This is a genomic window from Salinirubrum litoreum (assembly GCF_020567425.1).
In the GTDB taxonomy this organism is placed as follows: Archaea; Halobacteriota; Halobacteria; order Halobacteriales; family Haloferacaceae; genus Salinirubrum; species Salinirubrum litoreum.
This window is the reverse complement of the sequence record NZ_JAJCVJ010000001.1, coordinates 198,258-219,636: the sequence shown is the minus strand read 5'-3', so window position 1 is coordinate 219,636 and position 21,379 is coordinate 198,258. Positions and strand designations below refer to the sequence as shown.

The 21,379-nt window shown below is 67.7% G+C and carries 21 protein-coding genes; 13 read left to right on the top strand and 8 right to left on the bottom strand.

Annotated elements, in window-relative coordinates:
* Nucleotides 1–5: 5 nt before the first annotated feature.
* From LI337_RS01005 to LI337_RS00995, 3 genes are all read right to left on the bottom strand, one after another.
* The gene (locus LI337_RS01005) at nucleotides 6–1,316 is read right to left on the bottom strand and encodes a DR2241 family protein (RefSeq protein WP_227227848.1); all 1,311 of its coding nucleotides are present in this window, start codon (nucleotides 1,314–1,316) and stop codon (nucleotides 6–8) included.
* Nucleotides 1,316–2,218, bottom strand: coding sequence for a CbiX/SirB N-terminal domain-containing protein (locus LI337_RS01000; RefSeq protein WP_227227847.1), 903 nt, complete (start codon nucleotides 2,216–2,218; stop codon nucleotides 1,316–1,318). Before LI337_RS01000 ends, LI337_RS01005 begins: the two co-directional genes overlap by 1 nt.
* A gap of 146 nt (nucleotides 2,219–2,364) precedes the next feature.
* Nucleotides 2,365–2,619: a hypothetical protein gene (locus tag LI337_RS00995; RefSeq protein WP_227227846.1), complete on the bottom strand. Its 255-nt coding sequence runs from the start codon at nucleotides 2,617–2,619 to the stop codon at nucleotides 2,365–2,367.
* Nucleotides 2,620–2,737: 118 nt separating this feature from the next.
* Here LI337_RS00995 and LI337_RS00990 point away from each other — a divergent pair, with 118 nt between their 5' ends.
* Together LI337_RS00990 and LI337_RS00985 are read left to right on the top strand one after the other, a co-directional pair.
* Nucleotides 2,738–3,232 (top strand): DUF7523 family protein, encoded by a 495-nt coding sequence (locus LI337_RS00990; protein ID WP_227227845.1) that lies wholly within the window; start codon nucleotides 2,738–2,740, stop codon nucleotides 3,230–3,232.
* A 162-nt stretch (nucleotides 3,233–3,394) separates the two neighbouring features.
* Nucleotides 3,395–3,535, top strand: coding sequence for an HVO_2523 family zinc finger protein (locus LI337_RS00985; protein ID WP_227227844.1), 141 nt, complete (start codon nucleotides 3,395–3,397; stop codon nucleotides 3,533–3,535).
* Nucleotides 3,536–3,547: 12 nt separating this feature from the next.
* On the opposite strand, the gene LI337_RS00980 is transcribed toward LI337_RS00985, so the two are convergent.
* Nucleotides 3,548–3,832: a hypothetical protein gene (locus LI337_RS00980; protein ID WP_227227843.1), complete on the bottom strand. Its 285-nt coding sequence runs from the start codon at nucleotides 3,830–3,832 to the stop codon at nucleotides 3,548–3,550.
* 26 nt (nucleotides 3,833–3,858) lie between these two features.
* Nucleotides 3,859–5,076 (bottom strand): MFS transporter, encoded by a 1,218-nt coding sequence (locus LI337_RS00975; protein ID WP_227227842.1) that lies wholly within the window; start codon nucleotides 5,074–5,076, stop codon nucleotides 3,859–3,861.
* Nucleotides 5,077–5,195: 119 nt separating this feature from the next.
* Here LI337_RS00975 and LI337_RS00970 point away from each other — a divergent pair, with 119 nt between their 5' ends.
* The 9 genes from LI337_RS00970 to LI337_RS00930 all read left to right on the top strand — a co-directional run bounded on the left by LI337_RS00970 (nucleotide 5,196) and on the right by LI337_RS00930 (nucleotide 16,073).
* The gene (locus LI337_RS00970; RefSeq protein ID WP_227227841.1) at nucleotides 5,196–6,122 is read left to right on the top strand and encodes a winged helix-turn-helix domain-containing protein; all 927 of its coding nucleotides are present in this window, start codon (nucleotides 5,196–5,198) and stop codon (nucleotides 6,120–6,122) included.
* Between the two features lie 108 nt (nucleotides 6,123–6,230).
* Nucleotides 6,231–6,869 carry a deoxyribose-phosphate aldolase gene (deoC, locus tag LI337_RS00965; RefSeq protein ID WP_227227840.1) on the top strand — a complete coding sequence of 213 codons (639 nt, stop codon included), beginning with the start codon at nucleotides 6,231–6,233 and terminating at the stop codon, nucleotides 6,867–6,869.
* Between the two features lie 475 nt (nucleotides 6,870–7,344).
* A complete protein-coding gene (locus tag LI337_RS00960) occupies nucleotides 7,345–10,500 on the top strand; it encodes an adenosylcobalamin-dependent ribonucleoside-diphosphate reductase (protein WP_227227839.1) in 3,156 nt (1,051 codons plus the stop codon).
* 246 nt (nucleotides 10,501–10,746) lie between these two features.
* Nucleotides 10,747–11,463, top strand: coding sequence for a DUF4013 domain-containing protein (locus LI337_RS00955; protein ID WP_227227838.1), 717 nt, complete (start codon nucleotides 10,747–10,749; stop codon nucleotides 11,461–11,463).
* A gap of 101 nt (nucleotides 11,464–11,564) precedes the next feature.
* Nucleotides 11,565–12,905 carry a DUF4013 domain-containing protein gene (locus LI337_RS00950; protein ID WP_227227837.1) on the top strand — a complete coding sequence of 447 codons (1,341 nt, stop codon included), beginning with the start codon at nucleotides 11,565–11,567 and terminating at the stop codon, nucleotides 12,903–12,905.
* 38 nt (nucleotides 12,906–12,943) lie between these two features.
* Nucleotides 12,944–13,627 (top strand): DUF4013 domain-containing protein, encoded by a 684-nt coding sequence (locus tag LI337_RS00945; protein ID WP_227227836.1) that lies wholly within the window; start codon nucleotides 12,944–12,946, stop codon nucleotides 13,625–13,627.
* A gap of 35 nt (nucleotides 13,628–13,662) precedes the next feature.
* Entirely contained in the window at nucleotides 13,663–14,733 is a 1,071-nt protein-coding gene (locus LI337_RS00940) for an mRNA surveillance protein pelota (RefSeq protein ID WP_227227835.1), read from the top strand.
* A gap of 50 nt (nucleotides 14,734–14,783) precedes the next feature.
* A complete protein-coding gene (locus LI337_RS00935) occupies nucleotides 14,784–15,227 on the top strand; it encodes a DUF8215 family protein (protein WP_227227834.1) in 444 nt (147 codons plus the stop codon).
* Nucleotides 15,228–15,311: 84 nt separating this feature from the next.
* On the top strand, nucleotides 15,312–16,073 hold the full coding sequence (locus LI337_RS00930) for an inositol monophosphatase family protein (protein WP_227227833.1): 762 nt from the start codon (nucleotides 15,312–15,314) through the stop codon (nucleotides 16,071–16,073).
* Nucleotides 16,074–16,157: 84 nt separating this feature from the next.
* On the opposite strand, the gene LI337_RS00925 is transcribed toward LI337_RS00930, so the two are convergent.
* From LI337_RS00925 to LI337_RS00915, 3 genes are all read right to left on the bottom strand, one after another.
* Nucleotides 16,158–17,939 (bottom strand): hybrid sensor histidine kinase/response regulator, encoded by a 1,782-nt coding sequence (locus LI337_RS00925; RefSeq protein ID WP_227227832.1) that lies wholly within the window; start codon nucleotides 17,937–17,939, stop codon nucleotides 16,158–16,160.
* A 73-nt stretch (nucleotides 17,940–18,012) separates the two neighbouring features.
* On the bottom strand, nucleotides 18,013–18,279 hold the full coding sequence (locus LI337_RS00920; RefSeq protein WP_227227831.1) for a DUF8049 family protein: 267 nt from the start codon (nucleotides 18,277–18,279) through the stop codon (nucleotides 18,013–18,015).
* Between the two features lie 108 nt (nucleotides 18,280–18,387).
* Entirely contained in the window at nucleotides 18,388–19,374 is a 987-nt protein-coding gene (locus tag LI337_RS00915) for an FKBP-type peptidyl-prolyl cis-trans isomerase (RefSeq protein WP_227227830.1), read from the bottom strand.
* Between the two features lie 96 nt (nucleotides 19,375–19,470).
* Between LI337_RS00915 and cyaB the strand changes: the two genes are divergently transcribed.
* On the top strand, nucleotides 19,471–20,043 hold the full coding sequence (gene cyaB, locus LI337_RS00910; RefSeq protein ID WP_227227829.1) for a class IV adenylate cyclase: 573 nt from the start codon (nucleotides 19,471–19,473) through the stop codon (nucleotides 20,041–20,043).
* A gap of 110 nt (nucleotides 20,044–20,153) precedes the next feature.
* The gene (locus LI337_RS00905) at nucleotides 20,154–21,359 is read left to right on the top strand and encodes a methionine adenosyltransferase (protein WP_227227828.1); all 1,206 of its coding nucleotides are present in this window, start codon (nucleotides 20,154–20,156) and stop codon (nucleotides 21,357–21,359) included.
* Nucleotides 21,360–21,379 lie beyond the last annotated feature (20 nt).

Sequence of the window (21,379 nt, the reverse complement as noted above, 5' to 3'; positions counted from 1 at the left end):
GGCGACTACTGGTCGTCGCTGGCGTCCGCGTCGTGCGTCTCGTGTGCGTCGTCGCCTTCGTCGTGATCGTCGCCAGCGTCGTGGTCGTCCTCGCCGTGATCGTCGCCAGCGTCGTGGTCGTCCTCGTCGTCCTCGTGGTCCGCGTGTTCGTCTTCGTGGTGTTCCTCGTGGTCGTCCGGTTCGGTCGGCACGCCGCCGAGGTTGCCGTGGTCGTCCATCCGCTTCGCCCGGAGGAACCGCGCACGGTAGCGATTCGCGCCCTCGTACACGTCGGCCTCGCGGATGTCGTCGACCTCGCCCTCGGCGACCGAGTCGACGATCTCCTCGATCTGCTCCTTCTCGGAGGGCGTCAGGTGGAAGGTGTACTCTCTCTCCTCCTCGCGTTCGAGCGTCGTCCACTTCCGGGCGGCCGCGACGACGAGCGAGCAGGGTTCCCGACACGGGAAGACCCCGGTGCCGCCGTCCGCCGACAACTCGTCGCCCTCGGCGAACTGCCACTCGCGGCGCTTCAGACACTGCGAGTCGACACAACAGCTCTCGGCGATCCACTCGACACCCTCGCGGTCGAGTTCGTCGATGATCCCGTAGATTCCCGTCTGACGCTCGGCCGTCTCGGACCAGTGAGTCACGTCGAGGTCGCCCGCCTCCTCGCGGTACCAGTTCTCGACCGTCGCGGGGTAGATGGCGTCCATCGCCGACAGGAGATCGCCCGCCCGCAGGTCGGTGAACGCCCACCCGGTCGGGAGCGATGGCGCGGTCTTCAGCGGTCGGTAGCGTCCCCGGTCGTCGAACTTCGTCAGTCGGCGCGCGTCGAGTGGGTCGGTGTGGACGTCGAGGTCGGTCAGTGGCGCGTCGGCGTCAGCGTGGTGCCGGAGGTGGTAGAGCCGTGTTCCGTCCGCGCCGAGCGTGGCGACGATGCGGAGTTGGCCCCACTCGGTGACCATGCCGGCCGGTTCCGCGCCGGTCGCGTCCGACTCGCCGACCGCCTCGGCCCCGCCTGAGAGGGCCTCGTACCGCTCCTCGACGGTGTGGTGGTCGGCCGCCTCCAGTCTCCGGAGGAACGCCCTGCGGGCCGGACTGCGCCCGTCGAGGTGGCGTTCCCAGAAGTACCAGTTGGAGACGTACCACGGGTTCGACTCGGCACGCTCGCGGAACTCGCTCTCCGAGAGGTCGGCCCACTCGCCGTCCGGCGTGGCGAGACGGTACGCCGACTCCTCGTCGCCGCTGTCGGGGTCGTAGGCGGCGTGCAGGCCGTCGAACTCGACTGGTTCGGCCCGTACCGCCTCGTGGAGTGCCTCGAACTGTCTGTCGTTCATCAGTCGCCCGCCGCCCCGCTGGCTCCGGCGTCGGTCCCGGTCCGGCGCGTGCGCTCGCGGACGCGCTCCACCGCGTCACCCACGTCCGCGCCGGCCTCGACGGCGCGTTCGAGGATCACGTCGGCCATCAGGCCCTCGGTGCCGACCGCTCCGGCGTACCAGATACGGTGGCCGTCCACCTCGGCGGGCACGTCGTACCCGGTTCGGTAGTCGTCGGTCAGGCCCATGTCCTCCGGGATGTCCTCCTGCGTGTGGAAGCCGTCGGCGATGAACAGTGGGACGACGACGACGTCCTCGGACTCGAAGTAGTCCGTCACGTCGTCGACCTCCGGTTCCTCGTCCATGAACAGCGCCTGCACCTCCTCGAAGCGGTCCATCTCGGCGATGCGGTCGGCGTGGTAGTAGATGGCCTTCGCGCTGTTCTCGTTGCGCTCGGTGCCGTGCCCGACGACCGCGAGGCCGAACCCCTCGCCCACCTCGGGGTCCTCGGTGATCGTCTCGGCCCGGCGGACGATGACGTCCGTCATCGACTCGTGGGTGCCGACAGGTCCGCAGTAGTGGACGCGCTTGCCGTCCACGTCGGTCGCGGTCAGGGTGACGTGGTCCGCCGAGAGGCCGTCGGAGTCCCAGTCGGAGACGTCCCAGCCGTCCAACCGGAGTTCCCGTGGGATCACCTGCTCGGTGAAGTACCCCTCCGAGACGAACAGGGGGACGACGAACACCTCGTCGGACTCGACGGTCCGGAGGACCTCTCGCAGGGATGGTTCCTCTTTCCAGAAGCCGGTCTGTACCTCGTCGAACCCACCGACCGCCCGGATGGTGTCGGCGTGGTCGTGTGTGGGCGCACTCGAATCGGGGTTGAGATGCGACCCGTGGGCCACGATGACCAGCGCTTGGCTCATACGATTCGACAGGGGTGCCGTCGTCTTAGGGACTTCGACTCGGGAAACCTGGGTGGCAATAGCGGGACGGGGCGAGGCGAGGTGGCGGGCCGAAGGAGGCCGGTGGACCGAGCGAGGCGGGAGGGCCGAAACGAGAGGGACCGCGATCAGGCGTCGATGCAGACGTTCGTGTGGGGGACGCAGACCCGGCGTGGCTGTCGGCCGAGTCTACGCCGGTGGCGGCGGACTGCCCGCAGGACCGCCACCGCGACGGCGGCCGCGAGGAACAGTCCCGCCAGCACGGCCGGGGCACTGACCGCGAGGAGGCCGACCACGAGCAGACCGGCCAAGAACAGCGTCCCCGCGAGGGTTCGTCTGACTGGCGGTGCGTCGGTGCCGTGCGTCCGGGCAGGGAGTCTCATCACAGGTAGACAGAGGTCCCCCGACCCCATAACTGTAATCTGAACGATATTTCTGTAATCCCGGTTACTGAAACTCGCTTCAGGGAGCTTTTTGTCGACAGTCGGCGAGGCGTCGAGTATGTCGCTGGCTGGCGAGACACGCGAGGCGGTCCGGGCGCGCCCCTTCCTACTCACGGCGCTCCGGGCGGGAGTGGTCAACTACAGCGCGGCCGCGAACCTGCTGGCCCTCGACGGCGACCCCGAGGCGGTCGCCACCGCACTGCGTCGCTTCGCGGCGGACCTGCCGGCCTACGATCCCGAGTCCAGGCAGGCGACCGTCAGGATGCGCAGTGGGGTCGGTCGGGTAGAGACCGGATCGGACCCGGAGCCACTGTTGTCGGTCGGCGACGTCGGGTTCTCGCCCGACGTGGACGGTGGACGACTGACTGCCGTCGTGGCGAGCGGTGCGGTCGACACAGACGCGTTGGCGACGGTGTTGTCCCGGCTATCGGTCGAGGACGTGACGGTGGAGGCGGCCGGTGTCGGCGACGAGTCGCTGATCGTGGTCGTCGGTCGACGGGACGGTGCGGGTGCGGTGCGGGTCGTCGAGGACGCCCTCCGGAGCGTCTCGTAGGAGACCCTCCGACGGCCTCGGTCTGTGGTGAGTCTACGGGACACTCTCCGACCACCTCGCTCTACAGTGAGTCCACTCCGGACCTCGTCGTGGCGTGAACTCGGTCCGGAGCGACGCTCGGACGTGCCAACACTCAAGCCGTCGGCCTGCAGACTCTGGGCCATGAGCGACGAGCAGTCCGGCACCGAGAGCGTCGCCGGACGACCCTGCCCGCTGTGCGGCGCGGCGATGGCTCACAGACACTGCAAGTACGTCTGCCCGGAACACGGCGTCGTCTACGACTGTAGCGACACCTTCTGGTGACCGCCCGGTTCGTCAGTTCTCCTCGCTGGCGCGGCGGTCGGTGCCGGAGGGAGCGTTCGCGTCCGATCTGTGGTCGTCCCCGTCGTCCGTCGAGCCTTCCTCCAGTTGGTCGATCCGTGCTTCGAGTTCCTCGATGCGCTGTGACTTCTCGTCGTCGCCGCCACCCTTCCGCCGGAGGTACGCGAACAGGACGACCACCCCGAGCACGACCGGCCCGAACACGAGGAGGATCACGAGGAAGATGATGATCAGTTCCGGCCCGCCGGGGATACCGGGGAACAGTGGGACCTGTAGCATGGTCGCCACGACAGCACCCAGCCGAATCAACCTTCTGTTGACGACGCCCGTTCCACCGGTTCCGACGTGAGCCACAACAAGCCGACACCGACGACCAGCACCCCGCCGAACAGGGCCAGCGCCCGCACCGGCGAGAGCAGGTCAGCGAGAACCCCGCCGGTCAACTCGAAGGGGATGACCGCGAGCGACAGCGCCATCGACGCCGAGGAGAGCACCGTCGCCCGGCCGACCGACTCCACCCGGTCGTTGAGATACTGGTTCCCGAGCGTCACCGACGCGGTGTTGGCCGCCCGCGCGACGAAGAACGCCGGCACCGCCAGCACCGGTAGGACCCACAGCGCGAGAAAGAGTCCCCCGACCACGACCGGCGCGAGGACGAACCAGCCCCGGATGCCGAGTCGCTCCTTGATCGTCCCGGTTCCGTAGCTGACGACCGCCGCGACCGCCGTGAAGCCGGCGTAGACGACCCCGACCGCCGTCTTCGTCGCCGACTCCGGGACCCCGACCGCGAGCGCCGCGTCCTGTGCGACCGGCTGGTCGAAGATGTACGTCATCTGAAACACCCCGAACAGGAGCGCGAAGTAGACGACGAACGCCCGGAGCGGCGGCCGGGCGAGTTGTCGCCGGATCACACCGAGTGCGGTCCGGACGTCGAACGACGAGTCCGGTCCCTCGCCGGACTCGGGTACCGTCAACAGGATCGGAATCCCGACTGCGGTGACGGCCGCAGTGGCGTAGAAGGGCAACTGGAAGTCGGCGTCCGCCAGCGCGCCGCCGGCGGGGGCCGCCACCGCACCGACCGCGAGGCCGATTCCCGTCGCGCGCCCTTTCACGCGAGCGAAGTCACCCCCGCCGGTTCCGCCTCGGCTCTCGTCGCGCAGGACTTCGTAGAGCCACGCGTCGTCACTCCCCGACCGGAAGGTCTGCCCGAGCGCCCACAACCCGTAGACGACCGCGAACTGGAGGAAGGTGGTCGAGTGCGCCATGGCGACCGTCATCGCCGTGATGATCGCGGTGCCGAGGATCATGCTGTTCCGACGGCCGAGTCGGTCCCCGAGGTACCCGGTTGGAATCTCGCCGAGGACGAGGCCGGCCCACCAGACACTGTTCAGCGCGCCGACCTCGGCGAAGGAGAGTCCCTGTGCCCGGACGAACAGGATCCAGATGGCGGTCGTGAAACTGGCGTAGGTGGTGACGGTGTAGGCGTAGTAGGTCGCCACCGGCCCGGAGGGAACTCGACTCACTCCTGTCGAGGAATGCGGGCAGAGACTAAAGGCGCTTCCTGAAGCGAGTTTCAGTAGCGCGACGCGGACGGCGCACACCGGCCCAATCGTTTAGTGTCGTGCCGTGTGAACGGCCGACTATGAGCCACCGCGCAGAGGAGGAGTCCGAGACGGCCACCGAGACCGAGGACTCGGTCGAGTCGCCGGCCGGACTCGCCCCCGCCGACGCCTTCGCCCTCCTCGGGAACGACACCCGGATCGAGATTCTTCAGGCACTGCTCGACGCCGGGGCCGACGAGGACCCGGTCGCCTTCTCGACGCTGTACGACCACGTCGACATCGACGACAGCGCCCACTTCAACTACCACCTGAAGCAGTTGACAGACCACTTCGTCCGCCGGACCGACGAGGGCTACGAGTTCCGCTACCCCGGCTGGAAGGTCGTCCGGTCGGTGCTGGCCGGGACGTTCACCGACCGTACCTCGCTGGACCCCTTCGACGCGCCCGGCACCTGCTACGACTGCGACGGGCCACTGCAGGCGTGGTACGGCGACGACCGCCTCACCATCGAGTGTGCCGACTGCGGCGTCGTCCACGTCTGTTACTCCTTCCCGCCCGGCGGTCTCGACGACCGGACGCCCGCGGAGTTCCTGCTCGCCTTCCACCACCACGTCCGGCACCACTACTGTCTCGCGGCCGACGGCGTCTGCCCGGAGTGCATGGGTCGGATGGAGACGACGCTCCACCGCGACGACGACCGGTTCCCGGGCGTCGACGTCCGGGTCGAACACGCCTGCGGGCGGTGTCAGAACCGCATCGAGTCGGCGGTCGGCCTCAATCTGCTGGACACCGCCGACGTCCTCACGTTCCACGCGGAACGCGGGGTCGACCTGACGACGGAACCGTTCTGGACGTTCGACTGGTGTGTCAGCGACGAACACACGACGGTCGTCTCCGAGGACCCGCTGGAACTCCGACTCGACATCCCGTGTGACGGCGACACCATCTCGGTCGTCGTCGACGAGACGCTGTCGGTGCTGGACGTGTCGCGGTCCTGTCCGGCCTGAGTCGCGGCGTCGAGCGGCGTCGAGCGCGTCCGGGGCGTCCGGGGCGTCGTATCCGCTCGTCGACGAGCGTCCGGGGCGTTTTTCTCCCCGGTCGTCGACGGTCCCGGTATGAACAGAGCCGAGTTCGCGTCGAAGATCGACCACACCGTACTGGGGCCCGAGACGACGATGGCGGACGTCCGCGAGGTGCTGGACGCCGCCGAAGAGTACGGGATGAACGCCTGTATCCCGCCGTGTTACGTCCCCGAAGCGGCCGAGTACGCGCCCGACGTGACCACCGCCACGGTCGTCGGCTTCCCGCACGGACAGAACGCGACCGAGATCAAACGCGAGGAGGCCGCCCAGGCGTGGAAGGCCGGCGCGGACGAGATCGACATGGTGCTGAACGTCGGTCGGTTGCAGGCCGGCGAGGACGACGCGGTCGAACACGACATCGCCGAGGTCGTCGCGGGCGTCCCGATCCCGGTGAAGGTCATCATCGAGACGGCGCTGTTGACGACCGACGAGAAGCACCACGCGTGCCAACTCGCGCGCGACGCCGACGCCGACTACGTCAAGACCTCGACCGGGTTCGCGGACGGCGGCGCGACGCTCGAGGACGTGGAACTGATGAGCGAGTATCTCCCCGTGAAAGCCAGCGGCGGCGTCGGAAGCTACGAGGAGGCGGTGGCGATGCTCGACGCCGGCGCGGAGCGGATCGGTGCCTCCAGCGGCGTGGCCATCGTCGAGGGGTTCCCCGAGGAGTGAGCGTCTCGGGAGTGTGAAACGACCTCGACGGGAGCGTTCCTGGCCGGACGGTCTGCCGGACACGATCCCGCCGGCGTGTCTCCGTCTTCGGGGCGGGAAACGGCCGCAGGCGACGGCGTCGACGCTTCACTACCGGTTTCCTCGAAGGAGACGATTCGACCGACTCGCCGGGCGCGACCCACTGCGCTCGCCTTTCAGCCACCGATCACTTTCACCGCGCTCTAAACACTCTTATGTCGGTCCACGATGTATCGAACGTGTGTCGCGCGACCGATAGTGAGTCGCGCGCCAGCCAGAAAATAAACCGACGAGAGGCATCGACGTACAACTGAACTTGCAGTAGGACAACCGCAAGCGCATCGTTTATCACGGTGGCTTCGGTACGAATGGTCCGTCACGAATGAGCAACTACACCGTCACAGCCACGGACGAATTCGGCCGGCAGATGGGGCCTGCCGGTCGGGAGGGGGAATAGATGTCCGACGCCGACCTCGGCGCGGGCGAGTTGGAACTGCCGATCAAACGAACGGACGGAGAGACGCTGGAAGAACGGCTCACCGCCAACGCCTACCACAACATCCTGCCGGCGCGCTACCTCCGGAAGAACGCCGACGGGGACGCCATCGAGTCACAGGAAGACCTGTTCCCGCGCGTCGCCGACAACATCGCGCTCGCCGAGGCCGTCTTCGAGGCCGAGCAACGCGACACCGAGATCACCGTCACGCCGGACCAGTTGAAGCCGGACCACCCGCGACGTGACGAACTCGCGGCGGAGGTCTTCGGTGCGGGCACGACCGCCGCCGACGACGACGCCGAGACGACGCTGTCGGTGTACAACGTCAACAAGTTCGCCTACGACACCGTCGTCCCGGAACTCTCGGACGACATCGCGGCCCACGTCCGCGAGACGCGCGACGAGTTCCTGACGCTGATGGAGGACCTCTCCTTCATCCCGAACTCGCCGACGCTGATGAACGCGGGCGACGAACTCCAGCAGTTGTCGGCGTGTTTCGTCGACTCTCCTGGCGACGACATCACGGACATCCACCAGACCGCGAAGGAAGCGGCGGAGGTCTTCCAGTCGGGCGGCGGGATGGGCTACGCCTTCTGGAAGCTCCGACCGTACGGCGACACGGTCGGCTCGACGGGCGGCATCGCCTCCGGGCCGGTCACCTTCATGCGGACGTTCGACCAGATGTGCGAGACAATCGCGCAGGGCGGGGCCCGGCGCGGCGCACAGATGGGGGTCATGCGCGTCTCGCACCCGGACGTCATCCAGTTCATCCACGCGAAGAACAAGGACGTGAGCCTCGCGCACACGCTCCGACTGAACGACCCGGACGACTTCACGCACACCAAGTTCATCGACGCCCTCGAAGAGGCCCGCGAACTCATCGACGAGGACGGGAAGGTGCCCAAGCACCTCCGGAACGCCGTCGAGGGGCACCTGTCGAACTTCAACATCTCAGTCGGCGTCACCGACGACTTCATGGAGGCGCTGTACGCCGACGAGGAGTTCGTCTTCACCAACCCGCGCACCGAGGAACCGCACGTCGCCACCCCCGAGACGAAGGAACTGTACGAGCGGTTCGGCCTCGGCGAACACGTCGAGGTCGGCGAGGTGCTGTCGATTCCGGCCGCCGAACTGTGGGACCACATCGTCGACGGGGCCTACGAGAACGGCGAACCGGGCGTCATCTACCTCGAACGGGTGAACAAGCAGCACTCCTTCGACGTGGAGGAGCATCCGGACCACCGCATCCTCGCGACGAACCCCTGTGGCGAACAGCCGTTAGAGGAGTACGAGGCCTGTAACCTCGGCCACATCAACCTCTCGACGCTCGCGGACGAGAGCGCGCCGGACTGGCGCGTCTGGTACGACGCACACGGCGACGAGTACGACAGCTTCGAGGACGCGGTCGACGCCTTCCTCGACGAGGCTATCGACTTCGAGGCGTTCGATCACCGCATCGAGTACGGGACGCGCTTCCTCGAGAACGTCGTCACGATGTCGGACTTCCCGGTCGAGAAGATCGAACAGAAGGTCCGCGAGATGCGGAAGATCGGCCTCGGAATCATGGGCCTCGCCCAACTGTACGTCCAACTCGGCGTCCGCTACGGCAGCGAGGAGGGCAACGAGGTCGCCCGGCAGTTGATGACCCACATCAACCACGAGTCGAAGTGGGCCAGCCACGAACTCGCCGCAGAGCGCGGCTCCTTCGACGACTGGGACGACTCGAAGTACGCGAACCCGACCGAGTACCGCGAGTGGTTCGAGCACCACACGGGGCTGGACGCCGACGACTGGGCGGACGGCTTCCCGGTGCGGAACCACAACACGACGACCATCGCGCCGACCGGCACCACCTCGATGGTGGGCAACACGACCGGCGGCTGTGAACCGATCTACAACGTCGCCTACTACAAGAACGTCTCCGACGACGTGCAGGGCGACGAGATGCTCGTCGAGTTCGACGACTACTTCCTCCGGACGCTGGAGGCCAACGACGTCGACGTCGAGGCCGTGAAACAGGAGGCACAGGAGCAGATGGCGAACAACGAGTTCGACGGCGTCGAGGGACTCGACACGGTCCCGAACGCCATCGGCGAACTGTTCGTCGTCACCTCGGACCTCTCCGGCAAGGCTCACGCCGCGGTCCAGTGTGCCTGCCAGCAGGGCGTCGACTCGGCCATCTCGAAGACCTGCAACTTCCCGAACGAGGCCAGTCGGGAGGACATGGACGAGGTGTACCGCTACATCTACGACAACGGTGGGAAGGGCGTCACGGTCTACCGCGACGGCACCCGCTCGAAGCAGGTGCTGACGACCCGCGCGCAGAACACCGAGTTCGCCGACGAGACCGAGGCCGCAGAGGCGCTCGTCGCGCAGATCCGCGAGGTGTTCGGCGGCATCGAGCAGTTCGTGGACAACGAGGACGTGCGAGCGGTGGTCGGCGACGAGATCGACGACCTGCTGGCCGACCGCACCGGCGACGCCTACGCGAAGGAGCGCCCGCGTCCGGACGTCCTCCACGGTGTCACCCAGCGCATCGACACCGGCTACGGGAAGATGTACGTCAACATCAACGAGGACGACAACGGCGACGCCTTCGAGCTGTTCGCCACCATCGGCAACTCCGGTGGGTTCACGAACTCCTTCACCGAGGCGCTGGCGAAGGTCATCAGCTACGCGCTTCGCTCGGGCGTCGATCCCCGCGAGATCGCCGACGACCTGCAGGGTATCCGGTCGCCGAAGGTCGCCTGGGACAAGGGCGAGCAGATCAACTCCATCCCGGACGCGATCGGTACCGCGATGCGTCGGTATCTCGACGGCGAGATCGACACCGACTACCCACAGCAGAAGAACCTCACCGAACTCGAGGACGCGGCGAGCCAGACGGACGGCGGCGCGTCGGTCTCCGTGAACGGGACGAGCGAGTCGGTCGAGACGACGACGGTCGCGGACGCCGAAGCCGACGAGGGTGTCGCGCCGACCGACGCCGAGGCGGACGCCACCGACGAACTGCTCGCGGCCGGCGAGAGTCCGGAGTGTCCCGACTGCGGGAGCATGACGCTCTACTACTCGGAGGGCTGCAAGACCTGCGAGTCCTGTGGCTGGTCCGAGTGCTGATCGGCTAGTCGCTCGGAACTCCCGGTCTCGTCTTCTCCCGTCGTGGTCTGCGACCGTCCCGGACCGCCGACCGCGACGCCGTCTACCGAGACTGGCTACCGGTTAAGGCCGCCGTAACACTCGTTTAAGCAGTGGAGACGGCTCGAAACCATAGAAACGGTTATCTCCTCGTCCGGAGTCGTATATGCGAGAATTATCGGCAGTGTCGGCTCCTCGGAGCAGCCACGCCCGTTCTCGGTGACCACCATGATTAGCGAATCACTCAACTACCTTCGCAACAGCGACGACGCCGTCAAGACCGTCGTCATCGGCGGTGTACTGGGCTTCCTGAGCTTCCTCCTGATCCCGACCTTCCTCGTCCTCGGGTATCTGATGCGCGTGATCCGCACGTCGGGTGCCGGCGACGAGCAGGCCCCCGTCTTCGACGACTGGGGCGAGATGGGCATCGAGGGCGTGAAGGCGTTCGTCGTCACGTTCGCCTGGAGTCTGATCCCGGTCGCCATCGCCAGCGTGCTGGTGTTCTTCGGCGTCCTCGGGGTCGCCTCGAACAACTCCGGACTGGGAGCCGTCGGCTTCCTGCTCCTGCTCGTCTCGGCGCTCGTGACCGTCGTGCTCTCGCTTGCACTCGCGTACGTCCTGCCGGCCGTGCTGGCGAACTTCGCCCACGAGGGCACCATCGGCGCGGGCTTCGACTTCGGGACCATCCGGCAGGTCGTCACCGACCGCGAGTACGCTCGCGGCTGGGTGTACGCCTTCGCCGTCATCCTCGGTGTCGCGGTCGTCGTCGGCGTGATCAACGTGATCCCCCTGCTCGGGCAACTGATCACGTTCGTCCTCGGCCCGTTCGCGTTCTTCTACGCGTCGGTCGCCGCGTACTACATCATCGGCAAGACGTTCGCCGAGGTGCAGACGCTCGACCTGCGCGAGGACAACGAGATGCCCGACGAACAGCCGGTCGTCTGAGTCGCCTCGACCGGACTTCCCCTCGCGACCTGATTCTCTCGACCCCTGCCGACCCCGACGTGAGTAAACGGTTAACTATCCCCGGTCCGACACTCCGGTCGATGTTCGGCGACGCCCTCTCGACGCCCGCGAAGACGAGCGACGCTGCCGTCACGGTGCTCATCGGGGGCGTTCTCACACTGTTCGCGACCGTGGGTCTGGTGGGTCTCACCGTCGCACTCGTCGCGACCCCACTCGCACTGCTCGCGGTCCCCGTCGCGCTCCTCCCAGCGTTCGTCCTCCGGGGGTACTACGTTGCAGTGCTCGACGCCGGCGCGCACCGCGAACCCGGCGCACCCTCTATCGTTCGCTGGGGAACGCTGCTCTCCGACGGCGTGAAGTCGGTACTCGTCAGCGCCGGCTACCTCCTTCCGGCGGTCCTCCTCGTCGCCCTCGGTGTCGCGGCGCTGGTCGCACTCGTCCCCCCGGAGGTCGCCGACCCGGCCACGTCGCCGTCGCCGTCGGCGGTCGAGTCCTCGGTCAGCGACGCTCGCGCGCTGGGTGTCCTCACGGTCCTGGTCCTCGGGAGTCTCTTACTGCTCGGGTACGCCCTCCTGTACGCCTACCTGCGACCGGCCGCCCTCGCGGTCTTCGCGGTCTCCGGCAGTCTGCGCGAGGCGTTCCGCCTCGGTCGGGTCCGGGCGGTCGCCGGCACCGGCGACTACGCCGTCGGCTGGCTACTTGCCGGGTTGCTCCTCGTCGTCGGTGGGTTGTTCGTCGTTCCCCTGTCGGTCCTGCTCGTCGGGTTCTTCCTCCTGTTCTACCTGCAGGTCGTCGCACACTCGCTCTACGGTCGGGGTGCCAGCGACGTGCTCGTTCCCGAGGCCGGGTCGACGGGAGACGACGGAGCAGACGACACAGAGACGGCAGACGACCCCGACGAGGCCGCAGACGTCGACGCGGACGACTCCGACGTCGACGACTCGGGCGACGACGGTGACCTCCCGAGCGAGTGGGCCGTGACGTCGGCCGACACCGACGAAGTGGACGACGACGCGGGTACCGACGGAGCGCCCGACACGGACGATCAGACCGACACCGACGAGACGACAGACTCGGATCACGAAGCGGTCGATGCCGACGACTCGCTCACCGACTGGGACGACGTGTCGGCCGCAGTCGAGTTGTCGGCGTCGGCCGACACCGACGACGCGAACGGTACCACGGCGGGCGCTGTCCAGTCTGCCGGCGGCGTCTCGGCGGCGGTCCAGTCTGGTCGCGGTGTCACACTGGACGAGACCGACCACGCCGCCGACGAGGCACCCCTCGACGACTCGGCGGCGGACGTCGCGGCCGACCCCGAGACCGAGACCGAGACCGAGACCGAGACCGACAGCAAGACCGACACCGATACCGAGACCGAGACCGACCCCTTCGACTGGGGACCGGCGGACGGCAGGTAACGGAACCGTCAAACCGCTGGCCCGGAAAGCGCCGGGCGATGCTCCGGGAGGCACTGGGTTACCCACTGCGCGGCGACCACGCCGTCGAGACACTGCTCGTCGGCGGTCTCTGTCACCTGCTGGCCGCCTTCGTGCCGGTCGTTCCCCTCCTGCCGGTCGTCGGCTACCTCGTCTGCGCGCTGGACGACCGCGCCCGGTCGTCCCGGCCGGACCTCTCCGAGACGACGCCACCGACGTTCCACGATTTTCGGGGGATTCTCCGCCGTGGACTCGGCGGGTCGCTGATCGTCGTCGCCTATCTCGCGGTGCCGACAGTCGTGCTGGTCGTCACGCTCGGCGGGACGCTCTCACAGTCGCTCGGGAGCGTGCCGGGTGTCGGTCTCTCGCTCGGCTTCTACACCGCGAGTACGGTCACACTGCTCGTCGCCGTGCTCTTCGCGTATCTGCTCCCGGCGGGGCTGTCGGCCTACGCCGTGGGTGAATCGCTCAGGTCGGCGTTCGATCCGAGCGCGGTCCGGTCGGTCGCCACCGACGCGCGATACTTTGTCACGTGGGGTGTCGCGGTCGTCGTCCTCTCGCTGGCCGGGGTGCTGTTCGCGCCGCTGAACGCGGTCGGAGCCGGCTTCTTCCTCGCCTTCTACGCCGAGGTCGTCGCAGTCGGCTTGTGGGGTCGCGGTGTCGTTCGACTCGGCGGTGACGACTCGTCTCCGCACGAGCGATAGCAGGGCACTTACCCGAGGGACGCGGAGTCGGTCGTATGCGAATCACGAGTCGGGGCTACGGCGAGGAGGGGCGCGAACGCGTCACCGTCGTCCCCGAGAACGTCGACGACCTCTGGCACCTCTCGTACGTCCTCGAACCCGGTGACCTCGTGGAAGGCGACACGACCCGCAGAATCCAGCGCAACGACGACCAGATGCGCGACACCGGCGGCGAGCGCGAACACCTCCACGTCACCATCGAGGTCGAGGACGTCGAGTTCGCCCGGTTCGCCAACCGACTCCGAATCGGTGGCGTCATCGTGGACACGTCGAGAGAGGACCAACTCGGGTTCCACCACACGCTGAACGTCGAGGAGCGCGCCGAGATCACCATCGAGAAACACTTCAAACCGGACCAGACGGAGCGACTGGAACGCGCCGAGGAAGCCGCCGAGAATCCGGACGTCGCCATCGTCACCGTCGAGGAGGGCGAGGCGTACATCCACACCGTCGCGCAGTACGGGACGAACGAGTACGCCTCGTTCACGCGCCCGACCGGGAAAGGCGAGTACGCCCGGCCCCGGAACGAACTGTTCGCGGACCTCGGCTCCGCGCTGTCGCATCTGGACGTGGACGCCATCATCCTCGCGGGACCGGGCTTCACGAAGCAGGACGCCCGCGACTACCTCGAAGACGAGTACCCTGCGGTCGTCGAACTCATCGGCGCGACCGTCGACACCTCCGGCGTCGGCGACCGTGGCGTTCACGAAGTCCTGAAGCGCGGCGCGGTCTCGGACGTACAGAAGGACACCCGCATCGCCCGCGAGGCGGAACTCGTGGACCAGTTGATGGAGGGGATCGCACAGGGGACGAAGGTCGCCTACGGCATCGGCGAGGTCGCCGAGGCCGCCGAGTTCGGCGCGGTGGACCAACTCCTCATCCTCGACACCCGTCTCCGCGAGGAGCGACAGGGCGAGGGCGACTGGGACGTGGACGTGAACCACGTCATCGAGACGGTCGAGCAGAAGGGCGGCGAGGTGACGGTCTTTTCCGGGGAGTTTCAGCCCGGCGAACAACTGAAGAACCTCGGCGGCATCGCGGCGCTCCTGCGCTACCGGCTGGAGTAGGGCCGACGTCTCGCCGAGCGATTTACGCATAGTCGGCCCATAGCGAACGTGTGACTCGGGGTTCGGAGGACAGCCTGACGGCCCGGTTCGACCGGTGGCTCGACTACGCCTTCTTCGGCGGCGCGGAGGTGACGGTCCTCGGTTTGCCGGTCCTGCTCACGCTCATGGTCGCGCCGAACCCCGTCACCGTCTCGCTGTCGGCGATGACCGCGCTGACGGTCTCGACGGTGACGGTCGCCACCCTCCGGGGCGGCTGGATCGACGTGGGCGAGTGGCCCGCGTTCGGCGACTTCTACTCGCTTCCGCTCCGGGCGGCCTACTACGGCGGCGTGTTGGGGTTCACCGCCTACGCTGGCTCGCTGGCACAGCTCTCGACCGGATCGCCGTGGCCCGGTATCATCGTGCCGACCGCCTGTTGTGCCGTCCTCCTCGCACTCTTCCCGCGCGTCGTCGACCGACTCCAGCGCGTCTCCCGGTTCGACGTGCCGTTCTGAGGCGACGCGGTGAACCGGTTAGCGCTCCGCTGGCGACCCGTCGGAACCGAACGGCTCATTCCGCTCGGTCGACTCTCCTCGGACATGGACGAACTTCGGACCGTCGCCGTCGAGGCCGTCGAGGCCGGCGGCGACTACCTCGCCGAGCAGTTCCGGACCGGCGAGGTCGCGGGCGAGTACGGCACGGACGACGTGAAGGCGGTCGCCGACCGGGAGGCCGAATCGCGGGTCGTGGACGTGATTCGCCGGTCGTTCCCCGAGCACGCGATCCACGGCGAGGAGTCCGGACAGAACGGTCAGCACCGCTACGAGTGGGTCGTCGACCCGCTCGACGGGACGAACAACTTCGCGTCCGGCCTCCCGTCGTTCGCCACGGCGGTCGCCGTGCTGGACGACGGCGACCCGATCGTCTCGGCCATCTACGAACCGCTCGCGGCGGACCGCTATCTCGCGGTCGCCGGCGAGGGCGCGACGCGGAACGGCGAGCCACTCCGGGCCGACACCGACCGCGACCTGCGCCACGGGACGCTCTCGTTCGTCGTCGGCCTGCCGGCCGTGCGGGACGACGCGCTCCGGGCGCAGGCGACACAGATCGGCGACGCACTCGGCGAGGAGGCGAAGCGGGTCGTCCAGACGTGGTCGCCCTGCGTGGACTGGGGGCTGGTGGCCGCCGGGCGACTGGAGGGCATCGTCTGTTTCCACCCGGACGTGTACGAGCAGCACGCCGGGGCGCTGTTGGCCGACGAGAGCGGCGTCGCGTCGGTCTCGCGGGACGGACTCTACGTCGGGTCGCCTGACCCGGCGATCCGGGACCGACTGCTGACCGTCCTCGACGAGTCGGCCTGAGTGCGGCGGGATCGGAGTGTGCCGCCCTGACGACCCCTGGGACTCCCGGCCGACTCGGGCACCCACTACCGAGTCACACGGTCGTCACGGCTGTCGGTCCAGCCCGGTGAACACGAACCGCGCGCCACCCGCGTCACTCTCCTCGACCGAGACCGACCAGCCGTGGCCCTCGACCACCTCTCGGACGATGGCGAGACCGAGTCCGTTCCCCTTCGAGGCTGTCGAGTAGGTCGCCTCGAAGACCGACGCTCGGTCCTCGGGGGGGATACCCGGCCCGTCGTCCGCGACCGCGAAGCCGTCCGGATGCTCCGCGACGACGACTCGCGCGTCCCGCCCTGCGTGGGTCACCGCGTTCGAGAAGAGGTTCTCGAACAACTGCTGGAGCGCGTTGTCGTCGGCTCTGACGACCGCGTCGGTCCGGACGTCGAGGGTCGCGTCGGCCGTCTCGACCGTGGCCCAACTGCGCTCGGCCGACGCCCGGAGCGACACCGCCTCGATGTCCGAGACCAGATCGCCCTCGTGGGCGACCGTGAGCAGGTCGTCGATCAGCGCTTCCATCCGGTCGAGTGCGTCCACCGCCGGCGGCAGGTGACCGGTGTCGTCCCGTTCGACTGCCAAGTCGACACGGCCGCTGGCGACGTTCAGCGGGTTCCGGAGGTCGTGGCTGACGACCGCCGCGAAGTCGGCCAGCCGCGCGTTCTGTCGTTCGAGTTCGCGTTCGTACTCCCGGCGCTCCGACACGTCGCGGCCGACCCCGATCACCCCCCGAAGGTCGCCGTCCGGCCCGACGAACCGCGACCCGGTGAACTCGTAGGGGACGCGCTCGCCGTCTGCCGTGATGAGTTTGGCTTCGACACGGCCGGAACCGGCGGTGAGCACGTTCTCGACCGCTCGATAGACACGTTCTGCGTCTGCGGCGTCGAACAGTTCCAGCACGTTCAACGCGGCCAGTTCCTCGTCGGCGTAGCCCGTCACCTCGACGACGGTCTCGTTCCACCGCCGGAGGTCGCCGTCCGGCCCCACGAGGTAGTAGATGTCGTCGAGTGCGTCCAGGCTCTGCTCGTTGATCGCGCGTTCTTCCGCCAACTGCTCTTCTCTGCGTTTGCGTTCGGTGATCTCCCGGGAGAAGCCGGCGACGCGGACGACCTCGCCGTCCTCCACGATCGGCTTTCCGTACACCCAGACCGTGCGTTCGAAGTCGTGATTCGGGTCGACGCGATACTCGACTTCCACCTCGTCGCCGCCGGAGAGTGTCGTCATCGCCGACTCGACGATCTCGCGGTCGTCGGGGTGGACCGCGTCGACGAACGCACTCGGGTCCGCCTCGAGTCCTGCGCGTGGGCGACCGTACACGTCCTCGTAGGCGGAGTTGACGAACAGGAGGTCCGACCAGTCGTGTGAGAACATCCAGAGCACGTCCGGCGTGTTCTCCGAGAGTTCCCGGAGACGGCGCTCCGTGCGCGCCGCGGCCTCGCGTGCCCGACGCTGTTCGACCGCGTTCGAGATGCGATTCGCGAGCACGGTGAACTGCTCGGTCCCGCCGTCCTTCTGGAGATAGTCGGTGACGCCAGCAGAGATGGCGGCACTGGCGACCTCCTCGCTTCCCTTCCCGGTGAACAGCAGGAAGGGAACGTCCGGGCGCTCCTCGCGGATCGCTTCGAGGAGTTCGATCCCGCTCCGGCCGGGCATCTCGTGGTCGGAGACGACACAGTCGAACGTCGCCGACCGGAAGCGGTCGAGTCCGTCCTCGCCGTCCGTCGCCGTCTCGACGGTGAACCGCTCGTCGACTCGTTCGAGGTACGTCGCCGTCAGGTCGGCGAACTCCGGCGAGTCGTCGACGTGGAGGACCCGGATCTCACGCGTCATAGCTCCCTCCAGTCGCCCCCGGACTAAAACTACTCCCGTCGGCGGGTGATCTTGCGAGGTCGTGTCCGAGAAGTTACACCGCGTAGAGAACGACGACACCGACCGAGACCAGGACCGACAGCGCCGACCAGAGAACGACGGGGGAGACTACCTCTGGAACGTAGTTGTCGAAGACGAGGTAGAGCAGGTAGACGTACAGCGGTGCGATGCGGACGAGGGCGCTCACGTCACCGACACCGAGCAGGAACTCCAGGGTGAGCGTCAACGCGACGAGACAACCGGCGACGACGGCCGCGACCAGCAGATCGGCGCGGGCGCCGAACTCCTCGATGGCACTCATGTGCGGCGGTGACGCGGCCAGCACAAAGAAGGGGTGTGATTCTCGGTCGCGTCGTCGCGCGAGGACGACGGCGTGGCGTGGTGCGTGGTCGGACGCGAGTGAACGGCGTTACTGCTCGTCGAGGTCGCCCTCTTCGAGTTCCTCGACGATCTCGTCGGCGTCGACGTCCACGTCGTCGAGTGCCTCCTCCACGTCTGCGGGGGCACCGCCGCCGCCCATGCCGCCCATCATACCGCCCATGCCGCCCATCATGCCACCCATCCCGTCGATGGTCTCCTGCACGATGACGCGGTCCAGATCGAGGCGGTCCATCAGATCCTGCGCGATCTGCTGTTTCTGGAACATCCACTGCTGGTTCATCGTCATCTGCGGCGTGGCCTCGATGTAGAGCGTCTCCTTCTCGACCGTCTCCGTCACGGTCTCGAACTCCGGCTCTGCGTCCTCGTCGTCGTCATCGTCGGACTCGACTTCGACCTGACTCTCCTCTTCGACCTCGTCGGTCTCGATCCAGACCTCGGGGGCCTGCTGGAGGTACATCCCGAGGAGACCGGCGGCCTGCTCCTCGCGGTCGTCGACGACCTCGACGATCTCGTACTCGTACTCGAGGTCCTCGCCCGCCAGCGGGTGGTTGAAGTCGACGCGGGCGCGCCCGCCGATGATGGTCTCGACGTGACCCTGCTCGCCGTCGATCTGGACGCGCGCGCCGGGGTAGCGGTCGTCCTCGTCGATCTTCTCGGCGGAGATGGTGCGCACGTCGTCGGGGTCGAACTCGCCGAACGCCTCCTCGGCGGGGATGTCGACCGTGCCGGTGTCGCCGGCCTCCGCACCGACGAGGGCGTCGTCGACGCCTTCGAACACGTGGCCCGCGCCCACGACGATGATGCGCGGCGAGAAGTCGTAGTCCTCGGTGTCGATCTCTGCGTCCTCGGCGACCTCCTTGCTCGTGGTGTCCACGACCGTCCCGTCCTCGACGGTTCGGACCGTGTACGCGAGTTTGACGAAGTCCCCGTCCTGAATTCCCGTTACTTCCTCGGACTCCTCGCTGGCGTCCTCGGGTGCGTCGTCGGCCGTCTCGGCCTGCTGATCTTCACTCATACCTCCAACGACAGTCGTTCGACCCTTAAGAATCACGTTTCTCCCCGCCGGGAGGAATCTCGAACACTCATAAGCCTCTCGGCACTGTCTCGATGCATGTACGAGGTCGAACTGAAGGTTCGCGCCGACCACGCCGCCGTGAGAGAGCGACTCGCAGAACTCGGCGCGACACACGTCGAACGCGTCGAACAGGCCGACACCTACTACGACGCCCCGCACCGCGACTTCGCCGAGACCGACGAGGCGCTCCGGGTACGCCGGGAGACGGTCGTGTCGGCCGACGACGCCGAGACGGGGAGCGAGGACGCGACCGAGGCGCGCGTCACCTACAAGGGACCCCTCGTCGACGACACCTCGAAGACCCGCCGGGAGTTCGAGACCGGGGTCGGCGACGGCGAGACGATGGACTCGGTTCTCGGTGGACTCGGCTTCGAACCGGCCGCGGTCGTCGAGAAGACCCGCGACCGCTACCGACTCGACGACTACGTCGTCACCCTCGACTCGGTGGCCGGCGTCGGCGAGTTCGTCGAGGTGGAGCGCGAGGTCCCGGAAGCCGAGGTGGCGGCGGCCCGCGAGGGAGCCTTCGAACTCCTCGAACGACTCGGTCTCGACCCCGAGGAGACCATCCGGACCTCCTACCTCGGGATGGTGTTGGCCGAGGAAGACTGATGCTGGCCGACGAAGCGTGACCCGAGTGCCGAGAAAAATGCACTGTAGTTATCTCTCGGCACGGATTTCTTTTCGCAAGTTATAGCAGGGGGCCGGTCGAAGCCCGACCAATGAGCGAGCGGAACATCCGGGTCGAGGAGATCGACCGACGGGCAGTCGAGGACCAGGAAGTCGAGATCGTCGAGCGAAAGGGGATCGGTCACCCCGACTCCATCTGTGACGGCATCGCCGAGAGCGTCTCGCGGGCGCTCTCGCAGACCTACATCGACCGCGTCGGGAAGGTGCTCCACTACAACACCGACGAGACGCAACTGGTCGCCGGCACCGCCGCGCCCGCCTTCGGCGGCGGCGAGGTCATCGAACCGATCTACGTCCTGATCGTCGGCCGCGCGACGAAGGAGTACGAGGGGCAGAAGATCCCGGTCGACTCGGTCGCTCTGGAGGCGGCCCGCGACTACCTCGCGGAACACGTCCCGGAACTGGAGTTCGGCACCGACATCGTCGTGGAAGCCCGCCTCGGCGAGGGGTCTGGCGACTTACAGGAGGTCTTCGGCGAGGACGGCGCGACGGTCCCGATGGCCAACGACACGAGTTTCGGCGTCGGCCACGCGCCGCTCACCGAAACCGAGCGCATCGTCCTCGACGCCGAGCGCAGTCTGAACGGCGAGTACGCCGACGAGCACCCGGAACTCGGCCCGGACGTGAAGCTGATGGGGAAACGCGAGGGCGACCACATCGACATCACGGTCGCGGCCGCCATCGTCGACAACTACGTCGACGGGATGGACGAGTACGACGAGGCGGTCCAGTCGGTCCGCCAGCACGTCACGGACCTCGCGGAGTCGTACACCGACCGGTCGGTCTCGGTCATGGTCAACACCGCCGACGACTACGAGGACGGCTCGATCTACCTGACGACGACCGGCACCTCCGCAGAGCAGGGCGACGACGGCTCCGTCGGCCGGGGCAACCGCGCGAACGGGCTGATCACGCCGAACCGGTCGATGTCGATGGAGGCCACCTCCGGGAAGAACCCGGTCAACCACATCGGGAAGATCTACAACCTGCTGTCGACGGACATCGCCGAGACGGTCGTCGCCGAGGTGGACGGTCTCCGCGACCTCCGCGTGCGCCTGCTCTCGCAGATCGGCCGGCCCATCGACCAGCCACACGTCGCAGACGTCCACGTCGTCCCCGAAGACGGCGTCGACCTCGCCGACATCGAGGCCGAGGTGACGGGCATCGTCGACCGCGAACTGGCGAACGTCACCGACATCACCCGCCGGGCCATCGACGGCGAACTGACGACGTTCTGAGCGGCGACCGCTCGACTTCG

What these genes read in the sequence shown, in the direction of transcription:
- LI337_RS01005 (WP_227227848.1), bottom strand. Translation starts at nt 1,316, where the DNA reads ATGAACGACAGACAGTTCGAGGCACTCCACGAGGCGGTACGGGCCGAA.
- LI337_RS01000 (WP_227227847.1), bottom strand. Translation starts at nt 2,218, where the DNA reads ATGAGCCAAGCGCTGGTCATCGTGGCCCACGGGTCGCATCTCAACCCC.
- LI337_RS00995 (WP_227227846.1), bottom strand. Translation starts at nt 2,619, where the DNA reads ATGAGACTCCCTGCCCGGACGCACGGCACCGACGCACCGCCAGTCAGA.
- LI337_RS00990 (WP_227227845.1), top strand. Translation starts at nt 2,738, where the DNA reads ATGTCGCTGGCTGGCGAGACACGCGAGGCGGTCCGGGCGCGCCCCTTC.
- LI337_RS00985 (WP_227227844.1), top strand. Translation starts at nt 3,395, where the DNA reads ATGAGCGACGAGCAGTCCGGCACCGAGAGCGTCGCCGGACGACCCTGC.
- LI337_RS00980 (WP_227227843.1), bottom strand. Translation starts at nt 3,832, where the DNA reads ATGCTACAGGTCCCACTGTTCCCCGGTATCCCCGGCGGGCCGGAACTG.
- LI337_RS00970 (WP_227227841.1), top strand. Translation starts at nt 5,196, where the DNA reads ATGAGCCACCGCGCAGAGGAGGAGTCCGAGACGGCCACCGAGACCGAG.
- deoC (WP_227227840.1), top strand. Translation starts at nt 6,231, where the DNA reads ATGAACAGAGCCGAGTTCGCGTCGAAGATCGACCACACCGTACTGGGG.
- LI337_RS00960 (WP_227227839.1), top strand. Translation starts at nt 7,345, where the DNA reads ATGTCCGACGCCGACCTCGGCGCGGGCGAGTTGGAACTGCCGATCAAA.
- LI337_RS00955 (WP_227227838.1), top strand. Translation starts at nt 10,747, where the DNA reads ATGATTAGCGAATCACTCAACTACCTTCGCAACAGCGACGACGCCGTC.
- LI337_RS00950 (WP_227227837.1), top strand. Translation starts at nt 11,565, where the DNA reads ATGTTCGGCGACGCCCTCTCGACGCCCGCGAAGACGAGCGACGCTGCC.
- LI337_RS00945 (WP_227227836.1), top strand. Translation starts at nt 12,944, where the DNA reads ATGCTCCGGGAGGCACTGGGTTACCCACTGCGCGGCGACCACGCCGTC.
- LI337_RS00940 (WP_227227835.1), top strand. Translation starts at nt 13,663, where the DNA reads ATGCGAATCACGAGTCGGGGCTACGGCGAGGAGGGGCGCGAACGCGTC.
- LI337_RS00930 (WP_227227833.1), top strand. Translation starts at nt 15,312, where the DNA reads ATGGACGAACTTCGGACCGTCGCCGTCGAGGCCGTCGAGGCCGGCGGC.
- LI337_RS00925 (WP_227227832.1), bottom strand. Translation starts at nt 17,939, where the DNA reads ATGACGCGTGAGATCCGGGTCCTCCACGTCGACGACTCGCCGGAGTTC.
- LI337_RS00920 (WP_227227831.1), bottom strand. Translation starts at nt 18,279, where the DNA reads ATGAGTGCCATCGAGGAGTTCGGCGCCCGCGCCGATCTGCTGGTCGCG.
- LI337_RS00915 (WP_227227830.1), bottom strand. Translation starts at nt 19,374, where the DNA reads ATGAGTGAAGATCAGCAGGCCGAGACGGCCGACGACGCACCCGAGGAC.
- cyaB (WP_227227829.1), top strand. Translation starts at nt 19,471, where the DNA reads ATGTACGAGGTCGAACTGAAGGTTCGCGCCGACCACGCCGCCGTGAGA.
- LI337_RS00905 (WP_227227828.1), top strand. Translation starts at nt 20,154, where the DNA reads ATGAGCGAGCGGAACATCCGGGTCGAGGAGATCGACCGACGGGCAGTC.